Origin of the sequence: Bradyrhizobium sp. AZCC 2289, assembly GCF_036924615.1 — a bacterium.
GTDB lineage: Bacteria > Pseudomonadota > Alphaproteobacteria > Rhizobiales > Xanthobacteraceae > Bradyrhizobium.
Genome location: NZ_JAZHRY010000001.1, coordinates 9,795,335 through 9,815,067, shown reverse-complemented (window position 1 = coordinate 9,815,067; position 19,733 = coordinate 9,795,335). Strand labels below are relative to the sequence as shown.

Sequence of the window (19,733 nt, the reverse complement as noted above, 5' to 3'; positions counted from 1 at the left end):
GGGATTAATGCTGATTCTCGATCCGATGCCCATCCCCGGAACATTGCGGGCTTCAAAACGGGAACAAGCGGCTTACATGATCGTTGGGCTTGCGGTTTGGAGCGTTTCAATGTCCAGCAGTTCGGCGATCGTTCTCACCTTGTTGTTTGGCAGTTTGATCGCATCCCCCGAAACCTTGGCGCAAGGCGTGACGCTGGCGCAGCTGACGCCGCCGGCGGGTTCGGCCGGCGCAGGCAATTCACCCATCAGCGGCGTGCCGTTCGGGCCGGCCAATCCCAGCGTGCTCAGCGACCCCAGCGGGATCGGCAATGCGTCGAGGCTGCCGCCGCTGGGCACCAATACCCCGGCGCCCATCCCTCCCGGACCCGCGATCGGATCGCCCCGGCCCACCACAACGCCGGTCGTGGGCGCGTCGCAGCGGATAATCATCCCCGTTCAGATAATCATCCCCGTTCAGAAGGACTCACGCAGGAGGCCGTTCCGCGGCCGCGGCCGCGGCCGTGACCAAGCGCAAGTCAGCAAGTTCACGGGCATCTGCCGGGGGTGTTAGAGCTCTGCGGCGCTGAGAGTCTGACTCAAAATGCGATGCCCGATGTTCCGCTGGGTGAATTTTCGCCAAAAAGTTCGCTCAGTTTGATCGGGCCATTCCAGGGGCATCCCATGGTCTGGCCGAGCCTGATGGTATGTCGTGCGGCAACGTCGAGCACCGGGCGAGCGTGGGAACGGCGACTTGAACGTGCGGAGGGCAGTGCATTGTCAAAAAAGGGCATCACAGGCCACGACGAATGGGTGGTCACGGAGGCTTTGGCGACGGCACTGGTCGCGCTCGAGCAGCTTCCACCGAAGCATCAGCCGCGTCCCCATATGGAGGACATCAAGAAGCTGTTGGTGGCGGGTTGCCAGCCGGGCGCGATGCCGCTGCATCTGGCGCAGGCAAAGTGCAGGCTGTTTCCGGACAAGGATCCGCTGACCATCTATCGCGAATACGGCCTCGAGGACGGCCAAGGCTGAGCCAAGGCTGAATGGAGCCCCGCGGTCAGCGCCACATGCCGCGCATGCGGGCGCCGATATCGATGCGCGGTCCCTGGTTGGCCGCGCGCGCCGCGGCCGCGGAGGCCGGCGGCCAATGGGTCCGCTCGAACATCGGCAGCAGGGATTCTGAAATGAAGCGGGACCGTGAGGCGTAGACGTGGCGGTCGCCGCGTGAATTCTGGCCGTGAGTGAAGAAGCGTTGCGGCACAATGAGGTGCAGATCGTCCTTGGCGCGGGTCATGGCGACATATAGCAATCGCCGCTCCTCCTCCAGTTCCGCCGAAGTGCCCGCGCCCAGATCGGACGGCATGCAGCCGTCGACCACGTTCATCACGAACACCGACTTCCACTCCTGACCTTTGGCCGAGTGAATCGTCGACAGGATCAGATAATCCTCGTCGAGCAGGGGCACGCCGGCCTGGTCGCTGGTGGCGTCCGGCGGATCGAGCGTGAGCTCGGTCAGGAACCGTTCGCGCGAGGGATAGCCGGCCGCGATCTGCTCGAGCTGGATCAGATCGGCGCGGCGAACCTCGGCGTCTTCGTGAATGCGATCCAGATGCGGCTCGTACCAGAGTCTCGCGCGCTCGAGATCGGCGGGCCATTCGCCATAGCGCAGATTGCCGACCGCCTCGGTGAAGTCGCGCCAGTCCGCGCCGGCGCGGGGCGGCGACGGCAGGCCGCACAGCGCTGCAAGCGGATCGGCGGCCTCACTCATGTGGTCGAGCACGCGCTTCGCCGACGCCGGTCCCACGCCCGGCAACAGATGCAGGATCCGGAAGCCTGCGACGCGGTCGCGGGGATTTTCCACGAACCGAAGCAGGGCCAGCATGTCCTTGACGTGGGCGGCGTCGAGAAATTTCAGCCCGCCGAATTTCACGAAGGGAATGTTGCGGCGGGTCAACTCGATCTCCAGCGGACCGCTGTGGGAAGAGGTGCGGAACAGCACGGCCTGCTGCTTCAGCAGCGATCCCTCCTCGCGATTTTCAAGTACGCGTTCGACGATGTAGCGCGCCTGGTCGGCCTCATCGCGCACCGCGACCAGCTGTGGCTTGCGCGTCGAGGCGCGATCGGTCCAGAGGTTTTTGGTGAAGCGCTCCCTGGCCAGCCCAATGACGCCGTTGGCGGCGGACAGGATCGGCTGCGTCGAACGGTAGTTGCGATCGAGCGTGACGATTTCTGCGTTTGGGCTGAACTGGCCAGGAAAATCCAGAATGTTGCGCACAGTCGCGGCGCGAAACGAATAGATCGATTGCGCGTCGTCGCCGACAACCGTCAGTCCGCGTCCGCCGGGCTTGAGCGCCAGCAGGATCGACGATTGCAGACGGTTGGTGTCCTGATATTCGTCGACCATCACGTGATCGAAGCGCGAGCCGATCTCTTCCGCCAGCGCAGGCTCCGCCATCGTCTGCGCCCAGTAGAGCAGGAGATCGTCGTAATCGAGCACGTTCTGCTTCTGCTTCGCCTCGACATAGGCCGCGAATAATTGCTTAAGCTCACCTGACCAGCCGGCGCACCACGGAAAGAACTGCCCCAGCACCTGGTCGATCGGGATTTCCGCATTGACGCAACGCGAATAGATCGCAAGGCAGGTACCCTTGGTGGGAAAACGCTTCTCGGTTTTCGATCGTCCCTGCTCATGCCGGACCAGGTTCATCAGGTCGGCAGAGTCCTCGCGGTCGTGGACCGTAAAGGCGGGATCGAGACCGATCCGCTCGGCATATTCTCGCAGCAGCCGCGCGCCGATGCCGTGAAATGTGCCGGCCCAGTTCAGCGCGTCGGTCATGACCCCGGCATTGTCGCCGAGCACTTTGCGGGCGATGCGTTCGACGCGCGTGGTCATTTCGGCGGCCGCCCGGCGCGAGAATGTCATCAGGAGGATCCGCCGCGGATCCGCGCGATGGATGATCAGATGCGCGACACGGTGGGCGAGGGTGTTGGTCTTGCCCGATCCGGCGCCGGCGATGACAAGAAGCGGCGGTCCTGCCGAGGCATCCGTTCCTACGCCATGCTCGACCGCGCGCCGTTGTTCGGGATTGAGGCTTGAAAGGTAGGCTGCGGGCACCGTCGAATCATTCCTGGCATGGGCGCCGGAGACTCGCCGTTTCTCGTTTTGTTCGCAAGTGGCGGAAGCGCTGCCTGTATTTGACTCAGTGTCCCAAGCGGAATTTGCCAGCGTCCAGGACGGGTATCAGGACGGCCTTCTCGAAAACAATACGGCCCCACCGATGGGGATCACCCGTGAGGCCGCCGATGGCCGGGCCCAAGCGGGGTGCCTGTCCAGTCATCAATTCCGGATGATTGCATACAATGCGGCAGCCGCAATGGGGTGTTTTACGTATCCGATGTCGTCATCATCGCTTCAAAGCAATTCACCCCGCGGTGCTTAATAGTAGCGGCGCCTCGGACGACGTTCGTAATAATCGTCTTCGTCATATTGGGGACTGCGATAGATCCGGCCCTGTTGAAATTGCGGTGGCACCGTGCCGTTGGGATAACAGAGGCCATCCCGAATATCGACGTCGGCACCGTTGCCGCACGGTACCGGGTATCTGCCACCGCGATACACGGGCCCCGGATATCGCCGGGCTGCCTGATCTTGTGGAGCGAGATAACCGTTGAGGTAGCAGAGCCCGTCACGGGCACTGAGATCGAAACCGTCCCCACACGGTGGCGGATGCGCATAGACCCGGTACTGCGTTTGAAGCACGAAGGCTTCGCCCTGGCTCGGCGTGTGGACAGGGCCGCCCAGTTGAGCAATGAGCCGCGACGGCGGCAAGGCTCACGAACATATTTTACGTTCCCCCCAATGATGACCGGAGCTTCATCCGACGGCAAGTTGCGGCCAAGCGCCACTGCCGGCTCGTGTGCACGCCTTTCGGACCGCGCCGGCCGAAGGCCCCGAGATAGGGTGCAGCCATGGCCGGGGACGCTATTCCTAGCGGCTTGCGATTTGTTCTCTTTTCGTTCACATTGGGCAAAACCGCGAGTGAACGTCATGGACGCCGAAAAAGAGCGTGAAATCATTCGTCTGTGGAACCGGCTGCGCCTTCTCGAGCGGGAAGGCCGCGCGACCGCAGCCATTCGCCGGCAGATTGAAAGAGCCCTGATTGAAAGAGCTCTGGCCGAACGGGAACCTCATGCAGCTTGATGATGTCAGGTCCGAAATCGAACGGATGCGCGCGCAGGTGAACCGGCAGCGCGGGGAAATCCGCCAGCTTCAGCGGGCAGGAATTTCGACGGCCGCGGCCGAGGCGCTGCTGGAGCGAATGCTCAACAGGGTCGACGAGCTGTGCACCGAACGCGACCGGCTCAAGAAGGAACTGGAACCGGTGAAGCGCAGGGCCCTCGGCGGCCGGAGCTGGTGACGCTTCATGAGGCAGTCATCGTTTCGATCTACCGATGCGGGGAACCGAGTCGCCGCAGTCGTTTTTTTTGAGCACGCTGTATCGGATCGGCGTGCCGTTAGAGAATGATACAACCAAGTGCTGATTTAAGGCTGTTTACAAACGATCGTGAATCGAAGATTTTGCCTTGATGGATCGTGGCATGGGCAAATTGAAAATTGGCAGGATTTACCGGCTCGAATTCCCTGGAATTGCCGCACGAGTCATCGAACCGCCTGCCGGGCATAGCTCCGCAAAGTTCCCGTTCCTCGTGGAAAGTCTTGTTCTTCGCAGCCGCTGGTACGTCAACGAACTCGGTGAGCCCGATAACGTTCACAGCCCCAGGCTGGTCGTTCCGGACGGGGATTCGGAACCTCCGCGCCCGGTTTCAAATTACCCGGTGTCGAATTAAACAACGGATAATGAAACAACGGATCACGCGTCGTTGGTCCGCCCCGGATGCTTGGTTGCCCCCGAAAGCGCACCGTCGATCAGAAGCACGACCTGCGTGATAGCCTCACCCCGGCTCTTTGTTTCACCAGTCTTGGTGGTGAGGTCGTCGAGGGTCACGGCCCATCGCCATGAATTCGGCTCGTCGCCTTCAAATATCAAATATTGCTTGCCCCGATATTCCATCGAAAAACACTTCAATTAATTGCGCATGACGGCTAATTGCGCATGACGGCGGCGGTTCAATTCACCGATAATGCATCCGGCAATATCCGATTTCATCGCTCGAAGCGACTCGGTTTCTCGTCTGAGCAATCTATGCAACGCCCGAACGGGCCCCAATTCCGCGCGGTACCGGTTTCGCCCGCCGCAGCGTGTTGGTATGCATGCGTGATGGCGGGCATAGCGCGTCCGCATGTCAAACGGATGTGAGCCGCCGTCGGGCCGCTTGGGCAACGAAAAAGGACCAAACGCAATGATCGAACAGGTTGGCATCATCGGGGCAGGCACCATGGGCAACGGCATCGCCCAGGTCTGCGCGGCCGCAGGGCTCGGCGTGACCATGGTCGATATCTCGGACGCCGCCGTCGCGCGCGGTCTGGCCACGGTGGGCACGAGCCTCGACCGCCTGGTCAAGAAAGAGAAAATCTCCGCCGCCGAGAAGGAGGCCACGCTGGCGCGCATCGTCGCGACGACGGACAAGGCGAAGCTCGCGCCTTGCGACCTCGTGATCGAGGCCGCGACCGAGAACGAGGACCTGAAGGTCAAGATCCTGAAGGATATTTGCGCGACGTTGAACCCGCGGGGACTGATCGCCACCAACACCTCTTCGATCTCGATCACCAAACTCGCCGCCGCGACCGACCGGGCCGACCGCTTCATCGGCATGCACTTCTTCAACCCGGTGCCCGTGATGGCGCTGTTGGAACTGATCCGGGGCCTGCAAACCTCCGACGACACCGTCGCCAAGGCCGAAGCGTTTGCAAAACGGATCGGCAAGGTTTCGATAACCGCCAGGAACAGCCCAGGCTTCGCGGTCAATCGCATCCTGTGCCCGATGATCAACGAAGCCATCTTCGCGCTGCAGGAGGGGATCGCGACGGCGGAGGAGATCGACGCCGGCATGAAGCTCGGCTGCAATCACCCGATCGGCCCGCTGGCGCTGGCCGACCTGATCGGCCTCGACACGATGCTGTCGGTGATGGAGGTGTTCTACAAGGGATTCAACGATCCCAAATATCGTCCGGCCCCGCTCTTGAAGGAGATGGTCGATGCCGGCCACCTCGGCCGCAAGACCGGCAGGGGGTTCTACAGCTACGGCACGTCGTGATGACACGCAGGGCGGGTTCCGACGGTAACCAATGTTTCGCACCCTCCTGCTAGGAGGGAGCATGCAGGCCCTGATCGACACCATCAAAGCCGAGCCGTGGCCCTTTATCGCCGGCGGTATCGTGCTCGTGGTGATGATTCTGTCCGAGTTCTTCGGCAACGATGACGGCACCGAATTCCCCGACATTAGCGGCTGGGACTGAGAGGGGCGCGCAGCCCACGGGCCGAGCCTATTTGCCTGCCGCAGTTTCCAGGCAGTGGTTGATGTGCACGGCCCGGTCCCTCGGCAGCACCTTGGCCTCATCGGCCTTATGCTGGCATTCCACCATTTTGACCTGTTCGGCGCGCCGTTTTTCCGCGGCTTCGCGAAATTCGGGGGCGACGGAATTGGGGTCTACCAGCTTTTGGGCAACGCCGGGCTCGGCAAACAGGATCGCCGCAGAAAAAATCAAATATCGAAACGAAGGCATGGCAAGCCGCTCCAGGGGCCGACCGGAAGGGGTCACCGGTTGGTAGCTCCGCCGGCGGGCGGCGCGTATGAAGGAGGTCACATTCCGGGGAGACAGTGCTATGACCCGCCCATCCCAACGGAGGCTCCGATGCGCATCCCGGCTTTGGGGATTTTGACGATTGTGTTGCTTTTGACGGCGGCGCCGGCCCGGGCCCAAAGGTATGATCCGGACTATCCCGTCTGCCTGCAGACCTACGGCATCGGGGGAGACAGCATCGGATGCGGCTATACCTCGCTGGCGCAATGCGCGCAGTCGGCATCGGGGCGTTCCGCCCAGTGCATCGTCAATCCCTATTTTGCAGGCGCCCGCGTCCCGGCGGGAGCCAATTACCGGCGGCATCGCGGCGCTTATTGAAGGTCTTGCGGCCGGTGGTCCGGCCTCATCTCCAGGTATCGATTAGTCCGCGCCGAAGCAGGTTCGGCAAACCCGGCAGGAATTGACATGCGGATCGAGGCGGTGGTCACCGAGGGCGGTGGCTGGGCGAGCGGCAGAACCAACCCGAACGGCGGTCCCGGGACCATCGAACTTCAGAAGCCGCTGATGCGGAGTTATTTTCCCGAGATCATCCATTGTCACAACGGCACCATCAATTTGCAGCTGGATCGTCCGCTGCAGGTCAGGCTGCCTGATATCGTGACCCCGCCGCTCGATTGGAATCCAGCGGCCTTTCCCGATGGCGAGAGGTTCGGCATAACGGCGATCGAATTCGAGCTGGCGGGAAAATCCCACAGGGCATGGCTCTATACGGCCGAACACTCGCCGCATCGCTTCAACAACAACGTCGCGGAGGTGCTGACCGGGAAGCTGGACGGAATTGCACTGGGGGTCAGGTGCGCCATCCATGTCAGGCGCGTGAGCCAGCTCCTCGTGATCTGACGGTTCGGCGCAGGCCACCCAAAGCATCGCGCGGCGGCTCCAATCCCGACCGCTCGTCGGCGGGATTGGATCGCGTGCGGACTACGGTGAGGCGTGAGGCTTGCCGTTACTTTCGGGATCGCTTTTTGCGCGGGCCAGGTTTCGCATAATATGGATTGACCACGCACTGGGCGGATCGGCCCGACGCCGACGCCGCACACTGCGCCATCGAGGTGTAGCGGCACTCGAAGTAGAAGTGCACCATGTCGTCGTAGATCTGCAGGCAAACCGGGTAGTTTGGATCGTAGGTCTGAGCCCGTGCAGGTGCGGCAAACAAGATCGTGCCGACCGCGAGTACTGTGCAAAGCAAACTTGCTGCGTTCTTCATCTCAGGCCTCGATTTGGTAGTAGGAAATTCTAGATTGCGTTGCGACCATGACACAGATCAGCAAATGCCTTTGTGCTGAAATTTGATCGACCCAAGGCGGCGACTGGAGAGCCAAGGGATTTTAGCGCGCTTCAGGTGGCGGGCGCCATGGCCAAGGGGGAAGGGTGGCGACGTTCGACTCTCGCTTGTCTCGTTCCCCATTTGCCTTCATTTGCGTCGGCTCATCATTGGGCTCAACGTCCCTCTCTCGGTGGAATGCGAGCCCGATAAATCCAATCGCCAACAGGACGGCGCCGGCTATGATCAGCCAATGTGGATATTCCATTTGAAATGGATATTCCATTTGAAGCATTCCCAGCTCTCTCGCAGGTTCTGGCTCCTTGAGTATCTCCGCACTACATTTCCGCGCGGCGCCTGCCGCGCGAGGGCGCGGTGATTAACGCCAACCCTACGGCGGTGCGCAGGCGAGCACGACGGCTCAAATGGGGCACCTCGAAAGAGCGAGCCACCAGGAGCCTATCTGCGTGCTACCAAGCGGATGTGCCGAACCTGTTTCTCGGCACCGACGCATCTCTGCGGCCCCAGCCTTCAGCCCCCCTGCTGGGGCCGGCTCTTTGAAGCCGCACTCTCCCGACCAAGACACCTACCGGCCGCCCGACAGAGCCGAAATCGCCACCACCGCGACAATCAGAAGCTTCGCAAAGATTGCGCGCCGGCCGAGCGGTTCATTCCAGAACCTCATATTCGAACCCTACGCCTTCCGGATCGTTTTCCTGCAGCGAGGTTTCCGCGAGGTAAATCCAGACCGTCATTGCTGATCTCGTTTCAGCTTCCGGCGCCCCCAACGGGGATCCCTCAAACTCGCGCTGCCAGCCTTTGCCGGCCATCAGTGACGCCAGCCACGCTTGTCGAAGGCTGTCAGCGCCCCACTCGTCCCGCTCAATTTAAACGGCCCCAACCGAGGGCCGCCAACCCGAACGATGCGGGTTTTCCTCCAGCAGTCGGGGGGGCACCTTTCGGCTGGAAGCGTCGAATAAGACGTTCTGCCGAGCCGATTGTTCCCTGAGATCTTGAGGCGACCGCTCATCGCGAACTCCAGCCCTTGCTGAACGGCACCGCGTGGACGGGATACCCGGAACGGGGGCCTTTACATCGCAAACAGCGGCCTGACATCGGCGCCGCGGTGGTATGGGTGCAGGACGCGCAGGGCACCGTCACCACCACCAACACGCTGACGATCTCGCGCGCAGGCGCCGACACCATCGACCGGCGGCACGTGGCGAAAGGCCCTGACCAATCATGGCGAGCTGGTCGGAGCCGGCACCAACCCGATCACGCAGCTCGGCGTCGGTACCACCGGACAATTGCTGACTGGCGTCACCGGCGGCGATCCGCAGTTCCAGACCCCATCGCAAACGATCTTTCCGCAGGGTCGCTTGACGCTAACCACGGGAACGCCAGTTTTGACGTCGACCGTCAGCGTTGCGGCGTCGGTGATCTATGCACTTTACGTCGCCAATCTTGTCCCGATCTATGACGGTGCCAACATGGTGCCGACGGCGATCACCGAACTATCGAACGTCAACGCCAATTCATCGGTCGGCAGCGCCGGTCCGGCGGCGGTCGCCAACAATTCCTGTTACGACTATTTCGTCTGGAGCAATTCCGGCACCACGACGCTGACCCGCGGGCCGCTCTGGACCAACACCACGACGCGCTCGGCTGGCACAGCGCTGACCCGCGTCAATGGCATCTGGCTCAACAGCGCCACGATCACCAACGGCCCTGCGGCCTCGCGCGGAACCTATGTAGGAACCGCCTGCTCAAATGGTACGGCAACATTCGACTGGATCATCGGCGGATCAGCATCAGGAGGTACGGCCGGATTCCTTGGCGTCTGGAATTGCTATAACCGAATTAATGCCTCTGGCGTCGTGGTGGATAGCGGCGCCAACTATCCCTATTCAGGCGCAACAATTCGGCAGACCAGGGCGAGCGCGGGCAACCAGGTCAGCTTCGTGCTCGGCCTTCAGGAGGATGCCGTCTCGATCTTCTATGCGGCGCGTTCGCAAACTGCGGCAGCCTCCCTTGCGGCTGGCGGAACAGGCGTCGGGTTGGATTCGACGACCGCGTATGGATTTTCGTCAGGCATATTTCAGGCCCCGGCCGCTGTTGCGGTCCCGGTCGGCAACACAAATAGCGGTCTCTGGCAGGTTGGCATCGGGCAGCATTTTGTGGCCGCGCTTGAGAACTCGGACGGCACGAATGCGAACACTTATGACGGCGCCAGCAATAACACGCTCTCGGTCGGCGTGAGGATGTAGTGCGTTGCGGCGGTTCTGCGCTCGCCCATCCTCGCGGGAGAAAGTAGCATTCAATCCCTAACGACCGCCCATCACGTTCCAGACGATCGCCAGCGCGACGCCGCGATCGTGCTGGATATGATCTTCAATCCCTAGCGACCGCCCAGCTGCTCAATAGTCGCGATAGTAGCGGCGCCGTGGACGTCGATCGTAGTCGTCCTCGTCATAATATCTGCCGCCGCGATACCCGCGATAGTATTGGTATTGGCGCGCAGCCTGATCCTGAGGGGCTAGGTAGCCGTTCGGATAGCAGAGACCATCACGGGCGCTGAGATCAAAACCATGCCCGCAGGGCGGCGGATGAGCATACGCGCGGTATTGAACTTGCTCGAGCAATGGTTGGCTATCGTTTGGCGAGGGGGCGGCCATGCCCACCTGGAGAGCGAGGGCCATACTGGCAATACTTGCAAACATTTCGATGTCCTCCCGTCGGGAAGTGCCACGGCAGGTTTTAGGCTTCTAACGTGTAACGGCCGCTGAACGGGGCATTCATCGCTCATTCACGCCCGGACCGCCCAGCACGTTCCAGATTGTCACCAGCGCGACGATTGCGCTACCAGGACACTACCGATACCCCATGCCGCCGACAGGCCCCCTGGCGTTGAAGTTCGGCCGGACGTCGGCGCCACGTTTGCCGCACGCCCTGCATGCGAACCGTGCTTCCAGATCGGATAGCCGGACGTCATCCGGCCATCGGTCTGCGCTGATCGCGATCGAATGACTTGCAGCGGTAGTCCGCGCAATAGATCGGCAGGCCGCGCACGCCCGACGAGCGCATTTCCCCGAGGGTAATTTTCTGCGGGCGGGTGGCCATGCACCATTGAAGCGCGGCCCAGGACTGTAAGCAATTGCAACGGTCAAGGCGCGACGAAGGCTCTAGGTGTGTCGCTTTCGCAACGTCACAATTGTTCCGTTGGCCTTCGAACCGCTTCTGACTTCACAGGGTGGCAAATCCGGCGTTTGATAATGGCGAGCCCGGGGCAAGGGATTTCATCTCGTACCGGGTTCAAGAGACCGCTGTCCAGCGCCAGTGGTCTCTTCGTTTGCTTTCATTTGCGGGAGGGGACGTCCGATGCCGACGCAGGTATGGGCTCTCGCCACGTCAATCGGCTGGACGGTCATCGTGGGCGTGATTCTGCTCTATGTGATCTTCGGCTATACCTAAACTTGCGGCCCTCGTGAGTGCAAATGCCGCCGGCTGAAAGCTCTCGCCCCGAAAGGGGATGGATTTTTAACGCAACTCAGGCTTTGAGCGCTGGAACTATTACGTGCCCATCCCTCAAAACTGCCTTCAGCACCGAAGCAAACTCCGGATCTGCAAGAAGAACGTCAGCCACGCTAAATGAAGCGTCCTGATTCCAATTCGCGCCATTGCTGGCTTTGGACAGTGAGGCTTCAGTCATCGCGTAGCCTATCCGACCGCCACCAACCTCAACGAACTTCCTGACCCTGTGCACGCTCTATGCCCCCGGTTTTGCCTTCAGGACCGCGATCATCGCGCCGCCGCCGCTTTTCCGCGCTCCGTTACCTTATACAGGACGTCGCTAATGTTGATGGAGAAAGCGTCAAGCCAGCCCAGGTCCACCAGACGCTGATATCTCGTGCGGTCGACGTTGCCGAGCGTCTGTCTATGACCGCCATGTGCCACGATATCTCGAATCAATCTGAAGTCATCTGCGTCGGCCATGGATTTCTCCGGTGCGCCTAGCATTACAGTTGCTTTGTTGATTTGAAGTGGGCGCGTTGAGCGGCGGCCTGGTGAGCTCTGCGCCAGAAAGACCATGCGATGATGTGTGCGGGTTGAATCCGTTTTCGAGCGAGTCTGATGGCAATGCGGCGGATTTCCTGGATTGACCAACGGATCAGTGGCGGCGTGGATATGTTTTGGCTTTTGCCGGGGGGCGCCGTTTCGTTTTTTTGGGCGGTGGCGGGTTAGCGCGATGTCGGATCGCGGCCATCATGGCGAAGGCGAGCATCACCAGGGACACGTGACGGTGCCAGCCATGCCAGGATCTGCTCTCGTTGTGATCGAGCCCGAACTCGTTTTTCGCGGTTTCAAAGCTGTCCTCGATCGCCCATCGATGGCCTTCGACCGCCACCAGCGTTTCGATGGATGTTCCCGCTGGACACCAGGTGGTGAAGAAGGCGAGGTCATCATCGGCGATGCGACGACGGATCAGCAGACCTCGTGTCCAAAGACCATGATTTGCGCTGTAAAATTCTTCGACCTCGAGATCGGCCAATTCGAGATAGCACCAATCGTGCAGCCGCGGTCCTTTGGTTCCGGCCCCTGCCGACAGGCGTTTCCAATCGGACGCGCGCCGCGTCCGAGCGATGTCCGCGGCCTTGCCGGCGACCGATCGCCGCTTGCCCCAGGATTGAAATACATGAGCGCTGCTGACCCCGAGCACGTAGCCTTTGCCTGCCCGGCGTAATTGCTGTTCGATATCGCCAACACCGTAGACAGTATCACCGGCAACCCACTTGAATGGTACAGACGCGGCTATGGCGCGTGCGATCATGCTCGTTGCAAGCTTTGGCTTGGTCGCAAAGCCGGCACCGGGAGGCACATATGCGGCTTCCAGACGATCTGGATCGTCGGTCCATTCCTTCGGAAGATACAGCGCGCGATCGATGAACGCATGACCGTGGCGCGACACGTAGGCGGCGAAGACGCCGATCTGGCAGTTCGTGATCTTGCCGGCGGAACCAGTGTATTGCCGCGCCACTCCGCACGATGCCTTGCCCTGCTTGAGAAAGCCGGTCTCGTCGATCACGAGCACCGCATCGTCATCCGCCAGGTGCTCAATGACATAGTCCCGGACGATGTCGCGCAGGGCATCAGCGTCCCAATCCCTGCGACCCAGGATCGCCTGTTGCCGCCAAGGACCGGGATCGCCAGCTGCCTCCGCGCGCATCCAACCGGTCTTGCGTTGCTCATCTCCGAGCAGGCTTTCCAGAAACAAGCCTGCATTCCTCGCAACACGATCTTGATTGAACAACGGACGTATCCGTTGCTTGATCTCACGAAGCGACGCCGCCCACAGCGCAAGCGTCTCTTCAATCGACGCTGGCCGCGTCCACGATCTTCGAATCATGGTTGCCCATGGATTCAGAAAACTGCATAAAAGGCAACTGTAGTGCTAGTCTAGGTTACCGCCCCGCCAGTTATTTCCCTTTCGTCTTCAGCCCCAGATCAACTAGGCGGCGGATGGCTTCGGAGCGGGTGACGTCATGAGCTACAGCGCGGGTTGCTCCATGTCAGAGCAAATTACATCGAGCAACGGTAAAAGGTAAGCTCCATTCCTGCCATAGCCGGATCGGGGAAAATGCGGGATACGCTGTTGGCATCGAGGATTTTCAGACGCAGATTAGTGCTGGTCGCCATGATTTCCGAGGCACATGCGGCCTGAAAATCGATCGTGTCACCCGTTTCTTTCCTCGACGTGATGGTGCATCGCGCAGTTTTGCTTCTGACGTCATTTCCCTCTGCGACAAAGCCGCCGCCGAACTCTTCGGAAAATTGAGCAAAGCTGATTTTATCGCCTTTTTTGACAAAGACTTGTTTGCACTGGTCGGTGCCCGTCGCCCAGGCTCCGTTCAAATCGAAAGCGTGTGCCTGCGAAGTTAGCAGAAGGCCGCTGCAAAACAGGAGAGCGTATAGTCCGGTTGATCGGCTCACGTTAAACATTGCTCGCCTCCATCAATGGAATGAAAATTTTTCTCATGGGCCCTTTGCCCGGAACAGTGTTTCGCACAGGGGATTTTGGCGCAAGGGGCCGCGCCGAGGCGAGCGCCCCGAAAGGGGATGGATTGTTACTTTGGCCCGAAAGCGCTCAGGAGCCCGATCGCTATGGGGATGAGGGCGGCGCAAGCCCAAAAAACAGGTGCATTGGAGGATAGGCCGGCAACAAGGATCCATGCGCCGAAGCCGAAAATTGCAGCTGAAATCGCGTAGGCGACCGCTTTTCCCATTGGTCGATCCACAAGCAAAAGAGGATCGATATAGCTTTTAGGACTCGCCGCGGGCCAAAACGTTGAACCTCCTCCGAATTGATGGACACCTGTAGTAGGCTCGAGGAGCCAGGAGGTGTCGGATGGAAGCACGTCAACGTCGGTCGTTTACGAACGATTACAAGCGGCAAGCAGTCGATCTGGTGGCTTCGAGCGGTCGCTCGATCGGATCGGTGGCCAAGGAACTTGGCCTGCGCGATTCCGTATTGCGGCGCTGGGTGGAGCAGCGTGGGGCTGGGCGGGAGCCGACGGCACCGGCGCGGCGCCCCACAACGCAGGCGACGGTGCCGTCGGCGGACCACGCGGCGGAGATCGCTCGTTTGCAGCGAGAGAACGAACGGCTGCGCATGGAGCGCGACATTTTAAAAAAGTCGATCGCGATCTTTGCTGGGACGCGGACATGAGATTCCGTTTCATTGAAGATCGCCGCGCTGACTACCCGGTGTCACTGATGTGCGACGTGCTCGGTGTCTCGCCGGCCGGCTACTATGCCTGGCGCGCGCGCCCGGAGAGCCGGCGATCCGCCGCCAATCGTGCGCTCATCGACGACATCGAACGGGTCCACCGCGAGGCCTGCGGACGCTATGGCAGCCCGCGCATCCATGCCGAGCTGAGGGCCCAGGGCCGCGGGGCGAGCCGCGGTCGCATCGAGCGACTGATGCGCCGTCACGGGATCAGGGCCATCATGGCGCGGCCACGGCGAGTGCGCACCACCGACAGCCGTCACGACTTCCCGATCGCCCCGAATCTGCTCGAGCGGAACTTCACCGCCGCCGCGCCGAACCGGATCTGGCTCGCCGACATCACCTACGTCGAGACTGATCAGGGCTGGCTCTATCTGGCCACCGTCATGGACCTGTACAGCCGCAAGATCGTCGGCTGGGCGATGGCGGATCACTTGCGCGCCGACCTGCCATTGGCGGCTTTGCGGATGGCCATTGCAGCACAGCGGCCTGGTGCCGGCCTGATCCACCATTCCGATCGGGGCGTTCAATATGCTTCGGCGGAGTATCGCAAAATGATGCAGTCTGCCGGCTTGCGGGCCTCAATGAGCCGCAAGGCCAACTGCTACGACAATGCCCCGATGGAAAGCTTCTTCCACACTCTCAAGACCGAGCTCGTCCATCACCGGCATTATGCAACACGGCAAGAAGCCACACGTGATATCTTTGCCTATGTCGAGGGCTTCTACAATCGAACGCGTCGTCACTCCGCCATCGGCTATCTCAGCCCGATCGAGATGGAGCTAAAAGCAGCTTAACCCTGTCCATTTTTTCGGGGGAAGATCACGTTCGCTTCTACCGTTGCTCAGGTAAGTCAAATGACTTGGACCAGCTGTCACCTGCAACAACGCGCAACCCATCTGGTTGATATCCACCAGACTTAAACTCATCTTGAAGCTCTTTGGCGGCTTCGCGTGCGTGCAGCCAAAGCGCTTTATCCAGAAGATGGCGGATCTTCGGATGAATCTTGACGGCGACGTCCGCCCTTTCGCGATCCGATCTCAGCGGACCGTCCTCGGACGTCGATGCGAGACTTAGGGCCGGTTCGTAATAGCCCCTCCATTCTACCCCTGGGCGAGGCAGCTCGATCGGTTCCAATCCGTCCGGTTCGGGGTCCCGCCAGTAGAACTCCAGCAGATCGGCGTTGAAGAAAGCGAAAGACCCGACATGCAACGAGCATGGATTGCCACCGATCGAAACAAGACGCTGGGCCTGCAGCTTCGCTTTCGCCTTGTCGGCCGATGATGGTGTTGAAGACCGTCCTTTGCTTTCAAAGGCGTACCAGAGTCCGCCATTGTTCTCGCCGACGAGATCCGGGCGGGATAGGCCTAGGATGACGGCGCTAAGCGAAGAACGAAAAGCATCTAGGTGAAGCAACCACGGCGTGTTCAGCAGCCGTGACGCGAATAGCTTGCAAAGCGTCATTCCAAGGAAATAGCTGACCATTCCCTTCTCCGTTGGATCCAGCGCGACAAAGGCGTCGGTGCGACGGAGACGATTGCCCCAATCTTCCTCGACCGCCAACCGGATGAGCGATAAACGAAATATTGCTTCATGGAGCGAAGCCGTACCATATCTGAATACATGGTAGGTGCTTGGACGGCCGATCGTTATCGCCGCCTAGAGTAGTTCATCCCATGAAGTGTCGAGAGTTCCGGCATAACGCAAACTATAGACGGCGGGGAAAGATCGGCTCCTATAATCGATCCAGAGAGTCATTCCGCCGCTTCCCGTTGGTTATCCGCCGCTGGCGCTAGGGCTTCGGCCAGCAGCGCGTCGAGCAGGCGGCCGCGGGTCGCGGCGGTGGCGGTGAGATTGGTCTCAAGGCGGTCGCAGAGCGCCATCAGCGCATCGACCTTCGCGACGATGCGGTGTTGCTCGGCGAGGGGTGGCAGCCGAATTGGAATCGCCGATATGCTTCTAGCGTTGATGTTTGGTTGTGCCACCCGCGTTGTCCCTAGGCCAAGAGCTTCTTGGCCATCAGGTGATTTTAAGCTCAGGTAAATATACCTCACCAAGATGAAGGGGCTAAATCGGAATCGAATCAGGTATGCGCTGGGGATTGCGACGTAGTCGGCTTCGAAGATCGCCATAGTGCCAATGCTGCCGCTGCGCGTAACGAGGAGGTCGCCGCGCAGACAGCGAAACCCCTGCAATCGATCCTCGGGAACGATAACTCGGGGAGGGTTCCTAAGAACTATGCGTCCATCGGAAGTCATATCCGTGGTGCGGATTGTTGGAATTCCGGCTGCTGAATATTGATAGGCACCAAATCTCGGACCATAGAATGATGATAGAAGCAGATCCCCAAGGCGAATGACTTGCCAGGATGTAGGAAGCTCAAACTGTTCCAGCGGATCCTGCTGAAATTCGGCTCCCTCGATTTTTGCACCTTCAGCTGAACCTTCCTTTTGGGCTGCGATTTGTCTCATTAGTTTAGCCGCCGGCTGATCGTTCGAGTCTTGCGGCACTAGCTTGCCACGTACCGCTAGGCCGAGAATGGTCTGGCGAATTTGCTCGATTTGATCGGGGCGCGTGGTCAAGGCGGGCAGGGCCCCGAGCACAAAGCGGGCGTCGGCCTGGAAGGTCTCGGGATCGGGCGCGTTGAGCCGGGCGAGGCTCGCCGCCGCCAGCCGGTCGCGCGTGGACTCCTGGCTTCCCCGCGCCGCCTCCAGCCGGTCGCACAACCCCATCAACTCATCAACCTTGGCGACGATGCGGTGCTGCTCTGCGAGGGGTGGGAGGGGGATAACCATTTTCTTAAGAGCAGTGCCATTTACGTTCGCTTGCCCGGTCTGCTTCTTGATAAGCGGAATGATCTGCGTTTTGCGAAACTCAGGCGTATTCATCGCCATGTTTACAAAGCGGGGATTGGTGGACTTATGTGATGGACGGAGGCGAATTAGATATGACGCAAATGTTCGAACGCCGTCTTCGCCAAGATAGATTCCAGTCTTTCCAACAAGCTCGGCACTGTTGGTACGATTATAGAGAAGGTCAAACTTCCGCAAATACAGAGCGGGTAAGTCCTCGGACGTTTCCGGGATACGCTTTTCGTTGCTCCAGATCACTAAGCCGTCTTGGACGTTACCCATTGTGAGGACAGGAACACCTTTCTCCGAAGGGTTCGATTTTTGAGAAGTTCCATATTGGGTGAAAAGAACCGCTTCACCGATGCGCGACCAGACCCATCTTGGCGGAACATCAAACGGCATCTCAGTCGATTGGATTGGATCAAGTGGGTCTTCGCGTCTGATCTCTTTCTTCTTGACGAGTTCGTCCCGCTCAACCGCAATCCGCTTCAACAATTCCACCGCTGGTTCGTCCTTGGCGTCCTGCGGCACCAGCTTGCCGCGCACGGCCAGATCGCGAATGAGGCGGCGCAGGCGGTCAATCGCATCGGGCGCGTCCGCGATCTGCTCATACTGCACCAGTAGACGTTCAGCGTTCATCTTGTCAGCGCCTCGGCGAGGATCGCTTTCAACTTGTCACGCAAGCCGGCCGTCTCGACCTCGGCTTAAGCCAAATCCGCCAGCAGTCTCTCCGGGTCGCCGTAATCGTCCGCCATTGCATGAGGGTTCTTGATGTCGAGATTGTAGCCGCGTGCTTTAACTTCCTCGGCCGTGACGCGCCACGCCTGCGGCGTCTCCTCGCGATCTTTGCGTTCCTTGCCGCCCCACCAGTCGATGCAGCCCTGAAAATGCTCCAGCCGGATCGGCTTGGTCATCGAGTAGGCTTTCTGGCCGTCGGGCACGCGGTGCTCGTAGAACCAGATGTCCTCGGTCGGCGTGCCCTTCTCGAAGAACAGAAGATTGGTGCCGATCGAGGCATAGGGCTTGAACACGGAATTGGGCAGGCGAACGATGGTGTGGAGGTTGCACTCCTCCATCAGGTATTCCTTCAGCCGCGTCTTGACGCCCTCGCCGAATAGCGTGCCATCGGGCAGCACCACGGCGGCGCGGCCGTCTGCCTTGAGCAGGCGCACGATCAAGGCGAGGAACAGATCGGCCGTCTCCTTGGTGCGGAAGGTGGGGAAATTGTTCTCGATGCCGTCTTCCTCGCGGCCCCCGAATGGCGGATTGGTTAGCACAATATCGACGCGCTCATCCTTGCCCCATGAGATCAGAGGTCGGGCCAGCGTGTTGCCGTGGCGCACGAAGCTCGGGTCTTCGATGCCGTGCAGCAGCATGTTAGTGACGCAGAGCATGTGCGGAAGCTGCTTCTTCTCTACTGCACGCAGCGCGCTTTGCATCTTTTCACGCTGCTTGGGCGTTTTGACGTAGTTGGTCTCCATGTGGCGGATAGCGCAGGTCAGAAAGCCGCCGGTGCCGCAAGCGGGGTCGAACAGGGTTTCGCCGGGATGCGGATCGATTCGATCAACCATGAAGGCGGTGACGGCGCGCGGCGTATAATATTCGCCCGCATTGCCGGCCGATTGCAGATCGTTCAGTAATTGTTCGTAAAATTCGCCGAAGTGGCGGCGTTCGTCGAGATTGTTGAAATCGACCTGATTGATTTTATTGAGCACCTGCCGGATGAGCTGGCCAGATTTCATGTAATTGTAGGCGTCCTCGAACACATCCCGCACTACGCGTCGGCGGTCGCCCGGCTTGCCGGTCGGCTTCAATTCCTTCAGAGCCGGAAACAATTCGTCGTTGATGAAATCGAGCAATGCTTGCCCCGTGATGCCCTCCGGGTTCGCCGCCCAATTGCGCCACTGGAATTTCTTCGGGAGCGGCGGACGGTAGCCGTCCCGCGTCAGTTCGAGTTCCTGATCCTGATCATCGATGATCTTCAGGAAGAACATCCAGGTCAACTGGCTGATGCGCTGCGCATCTCCATCGACGCCGACGTCCTGGCGCATGATATCCTGGATGGACTTGACGGTGGTACGAACGATCATT

The 19,733-nt window shown here is 60.2% G+C and carries 23 protein-coding genes; 10 read left to right on the top strand and 13 right to left on the bottom strand.

Annotated elements, in window-relative coordinates:
* Positions 1-72 precede the first annotated feature (72 nt).
* A complete protein-coding gene (locus V1289_RS46135; RefSeq protein ID WP_334406218.1) occupies positions 73-429 on the bottom strand; it encodes a hypothetical protein in 357 nt (118 codons plus the stop codon).
* Positions 430-753: 324 nt separating this feature from the next.
* Between V1289_RS46135 and V1289_RS46130 the strand changes: the two genes are divergently transcribed.
* On the top strand, positions 754-1,011 hold the full coding sequence (locus V1289_RS46130) for a hypothetical protein (protein ID WP_074276687.1): 258 nt from the start codon (positions 754-756) through the stop codon (positions 1,009-1,011).
* Between the two features lie 25 nt (positions 1,012-1,036).
* Here the strand turns inward: V1289_RS46130 and V1289_RS46125 are convergent, their stop codons facing one another.
* Complete coding sequence (locus V1289_RS46125) at positions 1,037-3,094, bottom strand: ATP-dependent helicase (RefSeq protein ID WP_334406216.1); 2,058 nt, start codon at positions 3,092-3,094, stop codon at positions 1,037-1,039.
* 933 nt (positions 3,095-4,027) lie between these two features.
* Here V1289_RS46125 and V1289_RS46120 point away from each other — a divergent pair.
* The 3 genes from V1289_RS46120 (at position 4,028) to V1289_RS46110 (ending at position 4,827) form a co-directional block, all read left to right on the top strand.
* Positions 4,028-4,180 (top strand): hypothetical protein, encoded by a 153-nt coding sequence (locus V1289_RS46120; protein ID WP_309176677.1) that lies wholly within the window; start codon positions 4,028-4,030, stop codon positions 4,178-4,180.
* Positions 4,170-4,397, top strand: coding sequence for a hypothetical protein (locus V1289_RS46115; RefSeq protein WP_309176678.1), 228 nt, complete (start codon positions 4,170-4,172; stop codon positions 4,395-4,397). The genes V1289_RS46120 and V1289_RS46115 overlap by 11 nt, the downstream gene beginning before the upstream one ends.
* Before the next feature lie 181 nt (positions 4,398-4,578).
* Complete coding sequence (locus V1289_RS46110) at positions 4,579-4,827, top strand: hypothetical protein (RefSeq protein ID WP_334406214.1); 249 nt, start codon at positions 4,579-4,581, stop codon at positions 4,825-4,827.
* Positions 4,828-4,850: 23 nt separating this feature from the next.
* Here the strand turns inward: V1289_RS46110 and V1289_RS46105 are convergent, their stop codons facing one another.
* Positions 4,851-5,051 (bottom strand): hypothetical protein, encoded by a 201-nt coding sequence (locus tag V1289_RS46105; RefSeq protein ID WP_334406212.1) that lies wholly within the window; start codon positions 5,049-5,051, stop codon positions 4,851-4,853.
* Positions 5,052-5,340: 289 nt separating this feature from the next.
* Here V1289_RS46105 and V1289_RS46100 point away from each other — a divergent pair, with 289 nt between their 5' ends.
* Both V1289_RS46100 and V1289_RS46095 read left to right on the top strand, forming a co-directional pair.
* Positions 5,341-6,195, top strand: a complete 855-nt coding sequence (locus tag V1289_RS46100) for a 3-hydroxybutyryl-CoA dehydrogenase (RefSeq protein WP_334406210.1) — start codon at positions 5,341-5,343, stop codon at positions 6,193-6,195.
* A 61-nt stretch (positions 6,196-6,256) separates the two neighbouring features.
* Positions 6,257-6,397, top strand: a complete 141-nt coding sequence (locus V1289_RS46095; protein ID WP_334406208.1) for a hypothetical protein — start codon at positions 6,257-6,259, stop codon at positions 6,395-6,397.
* A 27-nt stretch (positions 6,398-6,424) separates the two neighbouring features.
* Here V1289_RS46095 and V1289_RS46090 read toward each other — a convergent pair whose 3' ends face one another.
* Positions 6,425-6,664 carry a hypothetical protein gene (locus V1289_RS46090; RefSeq protein WP_309176683.1) on the bottom strand — a complete coding sequence of 80 codons (240 nt, stop codon included), beginning with the start codon at positions 6,662-6,664 and terminating at the stop codon, positions 6,425-6,427.
* Between the two features lie 129 nt (positions 6,665-6,793).
* On the opposite strand from V1289_RS46090, the gene V1289_RS46085 reads away from it, so the two are divergent.
* On the top strand, positions 6,794-7,060 hold the full coding sequence (locus V1289_RS46085; protein WP_334406206.1) for a DUF3551 domain-containing protein: 267 nt from the start codon (positions 6,794-6,796) through the stop codon (positions 7,058-7,060).
* A gap of 87 nt (positions 7,061-7,147) precedes the next feature.
* Positions 7,148-7,582 carry a hypothetical protein gene (locus tag V1289_RS46080; RefSeq protein ID WP_334406204.1) on the top strand — a complete coding sequence of 145 codons (435 nt, stop codon included), beginning with the start codon at positions 7,148-7,150 and terminating at the stop codon, positions 7,580-7,582.
* 106 nt (positions 7,583-7,688) lie between these two features.
* Here the strand turns inward: V1289_RS46080 and V1289_RS46075 are convergent, their stop codons facing one another.
* Both V1289_RS46075 and V1289_RS46070 read right to left on the bottom strand, forming a co-directional pair.
* Positions 7,689-7,949 carry a DUF3551 domain-containing protein gene (locus V1289_RS46075; RefSeq protein ID WP_334406202.1) on the bottom strand — a complete coding sequence of 87 codons (261 nt, stop codon included), beginning with the start codon at positions 7,947-7,949 and terminating at the stop codon, positions 7,689-7,691.
* A 725-nt stretch (positions 7,950-8,674) separates the two neighbouring features.
* Positions 8,675-8,836 carry a hypothetical protein gene (locus V1289_RS46070; protein WP_334406200.1) on the bottom strand — a complete coding sequence of 54 codons (162 nt, stop codon included), beginning with the start codon at positions 8,834-8,836 and terminating at the stop codon, positions 8,675-8,677.
* Positions 8,837-9,412: 576 nt separating this feature from the next.
* Here V1289_RS46070 and V1289_RS46065 point away from each other — a divergent pair.
* Positions 9,413-10,273, top strand: coding sequence for a hypothetical protein (locus V1289_RS46065; RefSeq protein WP_334406198.1), 861 nt, complete (start codon positions 9,413-9,415; stop codon positions 10,271-10,273).
* A gap of 150 nt (positions 10,274-10,423) precedes the next feature.
* Here the strand turns inward: V1289_RS46065 and V1289_RS46060 are convergent, their stop codons facing one another.
* The 4 genes from V1289_RS46060 to V1289_RS46045 form a co-directional block, all read right to left on the bottom strand.
* On the bottom strand, positions 10,424-10,726 hold the full coding sequence (locus V1289_RS46060) for a hypothetical protein (RefSeq protein ID WP_334406196.1): 303 nt from the start codon (positions 10,724-10,726) through the stop codon (positions 10,424-10,426).
* Positions 10,727-11,804: 1,078 nt separating this feature from the next.
* Positions 11,805-11,999 (bottom strand): TenA/THI-4 family protein, encoded by a 195-nt coding sequence (locus V1289_RS46055; RefSeq protein ID WP_074273924.1) that lies wholly within the window; start codon positions 11,997-11,999, stop codon positions 11,805-11,807.
* Positions 12,000-12,174: 175 nt separating this feature from the next.
* Positions 12,175-13,410 carry an IS701 family transposase gene (locus tag V1289_RS46050; protein WP_334397144.1) on the bottom strand — a complete coding sequence of 412 codons (1,236 nt, stop codon included), beginning with the start codon at positions 13,408-13,410 and terminating at the stop codon, positions 12,175-12,177.
* A gap of 173 nt (positions 13,411-13,583) precedes the next feature.
* On the bottom strand, positions 13,584-14,003 hold the full coding sequence (locus V1289_RS46045; protein WP_334406194.1) for a hypothetical protein: 420 nt from the start codon (positions 14,001-14,003) through the stop codon (positions 13,584-13,586).
* A gap of 406 nt (positions 14,004-14,409) precedes the next feature.
* Between V1289_RS46045 and V1289_RS46040 the strand changes: the two genes are divergently transcribed.
* Positions 14,410-15,587 (top strand): IS3 family transposase gene (locus V1289_RS46040; protein ID WP_442895933.1). Its coding sequence is split into 2 segments (ribosomal slippage): positions 14,410-14,701 and positions 14,701-15,587, totalling 1,179 coding nucleotides; the frame shifts between segments, so codons are not numbered across the junction.
* Between the two features lie 37 nt (positions 15,588-15,624).
* Here V1289_RS46040 and V1289_RS46035 read toward each other — a convergent pair.
* The 3 genes from V1289_RS46035 to V1289_RS46025 all read right to left on the bottom strand — a co-directional run bounded on the left by V1289_RS46035 (position 15,625) and on the right by V1289_RS46025 (position 19,732).
* A complete protein-coding gene (locus V1289_RS46035) occupies positions 15,625-16,275 on the bottom strand; it encodes a hypothetical protein (protein WP_334406192.1) in 651 nt (216 codons plus the stop codon).
* 269 nt (positions 16,276-16,544) lie between these two features.
* Positions 16,545-18,281 carry a restriction endonuclease subunit S gene (locus tag V1289_RS46030; protein WP_334406190.1) on the bottom strand — a complete coding sequence of 579 codons (1,737 nt, stop codon included), beginning with the start codon at positions 18,279-18,281 and terminating at the stop codon, positions 16,545-16,547.
* A gap of 65 nt (positions 18,282-18,346) precedes the next feature.
* Entirely contained in the window at positions 18,347-19,732 is a 1,386-nt protein-coding gene (locus V1289_RS46025; RefSeq protein WP_334406189.1) for a type I restriction-modification system subunit M, read from the bottom strand.
* Between the last annotated feature and the right edge of the window lies 1 nt (position 19,733).

What these genes read in the sequence shown, in the direction of transcription:
- V1289_RS46135 (WP_334406218.1), bottom strand. Translation starts at nt 429, where the DNA reads ATGATTATCCGCTGCGACGCGCCCACGACCGGCGTTGTGGTGGGCCGG.
- V1289_RS46120 (WP_309176677.1), top strand. Translation starts at nt 4,028, where the DNA reads ATGGACGCCGAAAAAGAGCGTGAAATCATTCGTCTGTGGAACCGGCTG.
- V1289_RS46115 (WP_309176678.1), top strand. Translation starts at nt 4,170, where the DNA reads ATGCAGCTTGATGATGTCAGGTCCGAAATCGAACGGATGCGCGCGCAG.
- V1289_RS46110 (WP_334406214.1), top strand. Translation starts at nt 4,579, where the DNA reads ATGGGCAAATTGAAAATTGGCAGGATTTACCGGCTCGAATTCCCTGGA.
- V1289_RS46105 (WP_334406212.1), bottom strand. Translation starts at nt 5,051, where the DNA reads ATGGAATATCGGGGCAAGCAATATTTGATATTTGAAGGCGACGAGCCG.
- V1289_RS46100 (WP_334406210.1), top strand. Translation starts at nt 5,341, where the DNA reads ATGATCGAACAGGTTGGCATCATCGGGGCAGGCACCATGGGCAACGGC.
- V1289_RS46095 (WP_334406208.1), top strand. Translation starts at nt 6,257, where the DNA reads ATGCAGGCCCTGATCGACACCATCAAAGCCGAGCCGTGGCCCTTTATC.
- V1289_RS46090 (WP_309176683.1), bottom strand. Translation starts at nt 6,664, where the DNA reads ATGCCTTCGTTTCGATATTTGATTTTTTCTGCGGCGATCCTGTTTGCC.
- V1289_RS46085 (WP_334406206.1), top strand. Translation starts at nt 6,794, where the DNA reads ATGCGCATCCCGGCTTTGGGGATTTTGACGATTGTGTTGCTTTTGACG.
- V1289_RS46080 (WP_334406204.1), top strand. Translation starts at nt 7,148, where the DNA reads ATGCGGATCGAGGCGGTGGTCACCGAGGGCGGTGGCTGGGCGAGCGGC.
- V1289_RS46075 (WP_334406202.1), bottom strand. Translation starts at nt 7,949, where the DNA reads ATGAAGAACGCAGCAAGTTTGCTTTGCACAGTACTCGCGGTCGGCACG.
- V1289_RS46070 (WP_334406200.1), bottom strand. Translation starts at nt 8,836, where the DNA reads ATGGCCGGCAAAGGCTGGCAGCGCGAGTTTGAGGGATCCCCGTTGGGG.
- V1289_RS46060 (WP_334406196.1), bottom strand. Translation starts at nt 10,726, where the DNA reads ATGTTTGCAAGTATTGCCAGTATGGCCCTCGCTCTCCAGGTGGGCATG.
- V1289_RS46055 (WP_074273924.1), bottom strand. Translation starts at nt 11,999, where the DNA reads ATGGCCGACGCAGATGACTTCAGATTGATTCGAGATATCGTGGCACAT.
- V1289_RS46050 (WP_334397144.1), bottom strand. Translation starts at nt 13,410, where the DNA reads ATGATTCGAAGATCGTGGACGCGGCCAGCGTCGATTGAAGAGACGCTT.
- V1289_RS46045 (WP_334406194.1), bottom strand. Translation starts at nt 14,003, where the DNA reads ATGTTTAACGTGAGCCGATCAACCGGACTATACGCTCTCCTGTTTTGC.
- V1289_RS46035 (WP_334406192.1), bottom strand. Translation starts at nt 16,275, where the DNA reads ATGGTCAGCTATTTCCTTGGAATGACGCTTTGCAAGCTATTCGCGTCA.
- V1289_RS46030 (WP_334406190.1), bottom strand. Translation starts at nt 18,281, where the DNA reads ATGAACGCTGAACGTCTACTGGTGCAGTATGAGCAGATCGCGGACGCG.
- V1289_RS46025 (WP_334406189.1), bottom strand. Translation starts at nt 19,732, where the DNA reads ATGATCGTTCGTACCACCGTCAAGTCCATCCAGGATATCATGCGCCAG.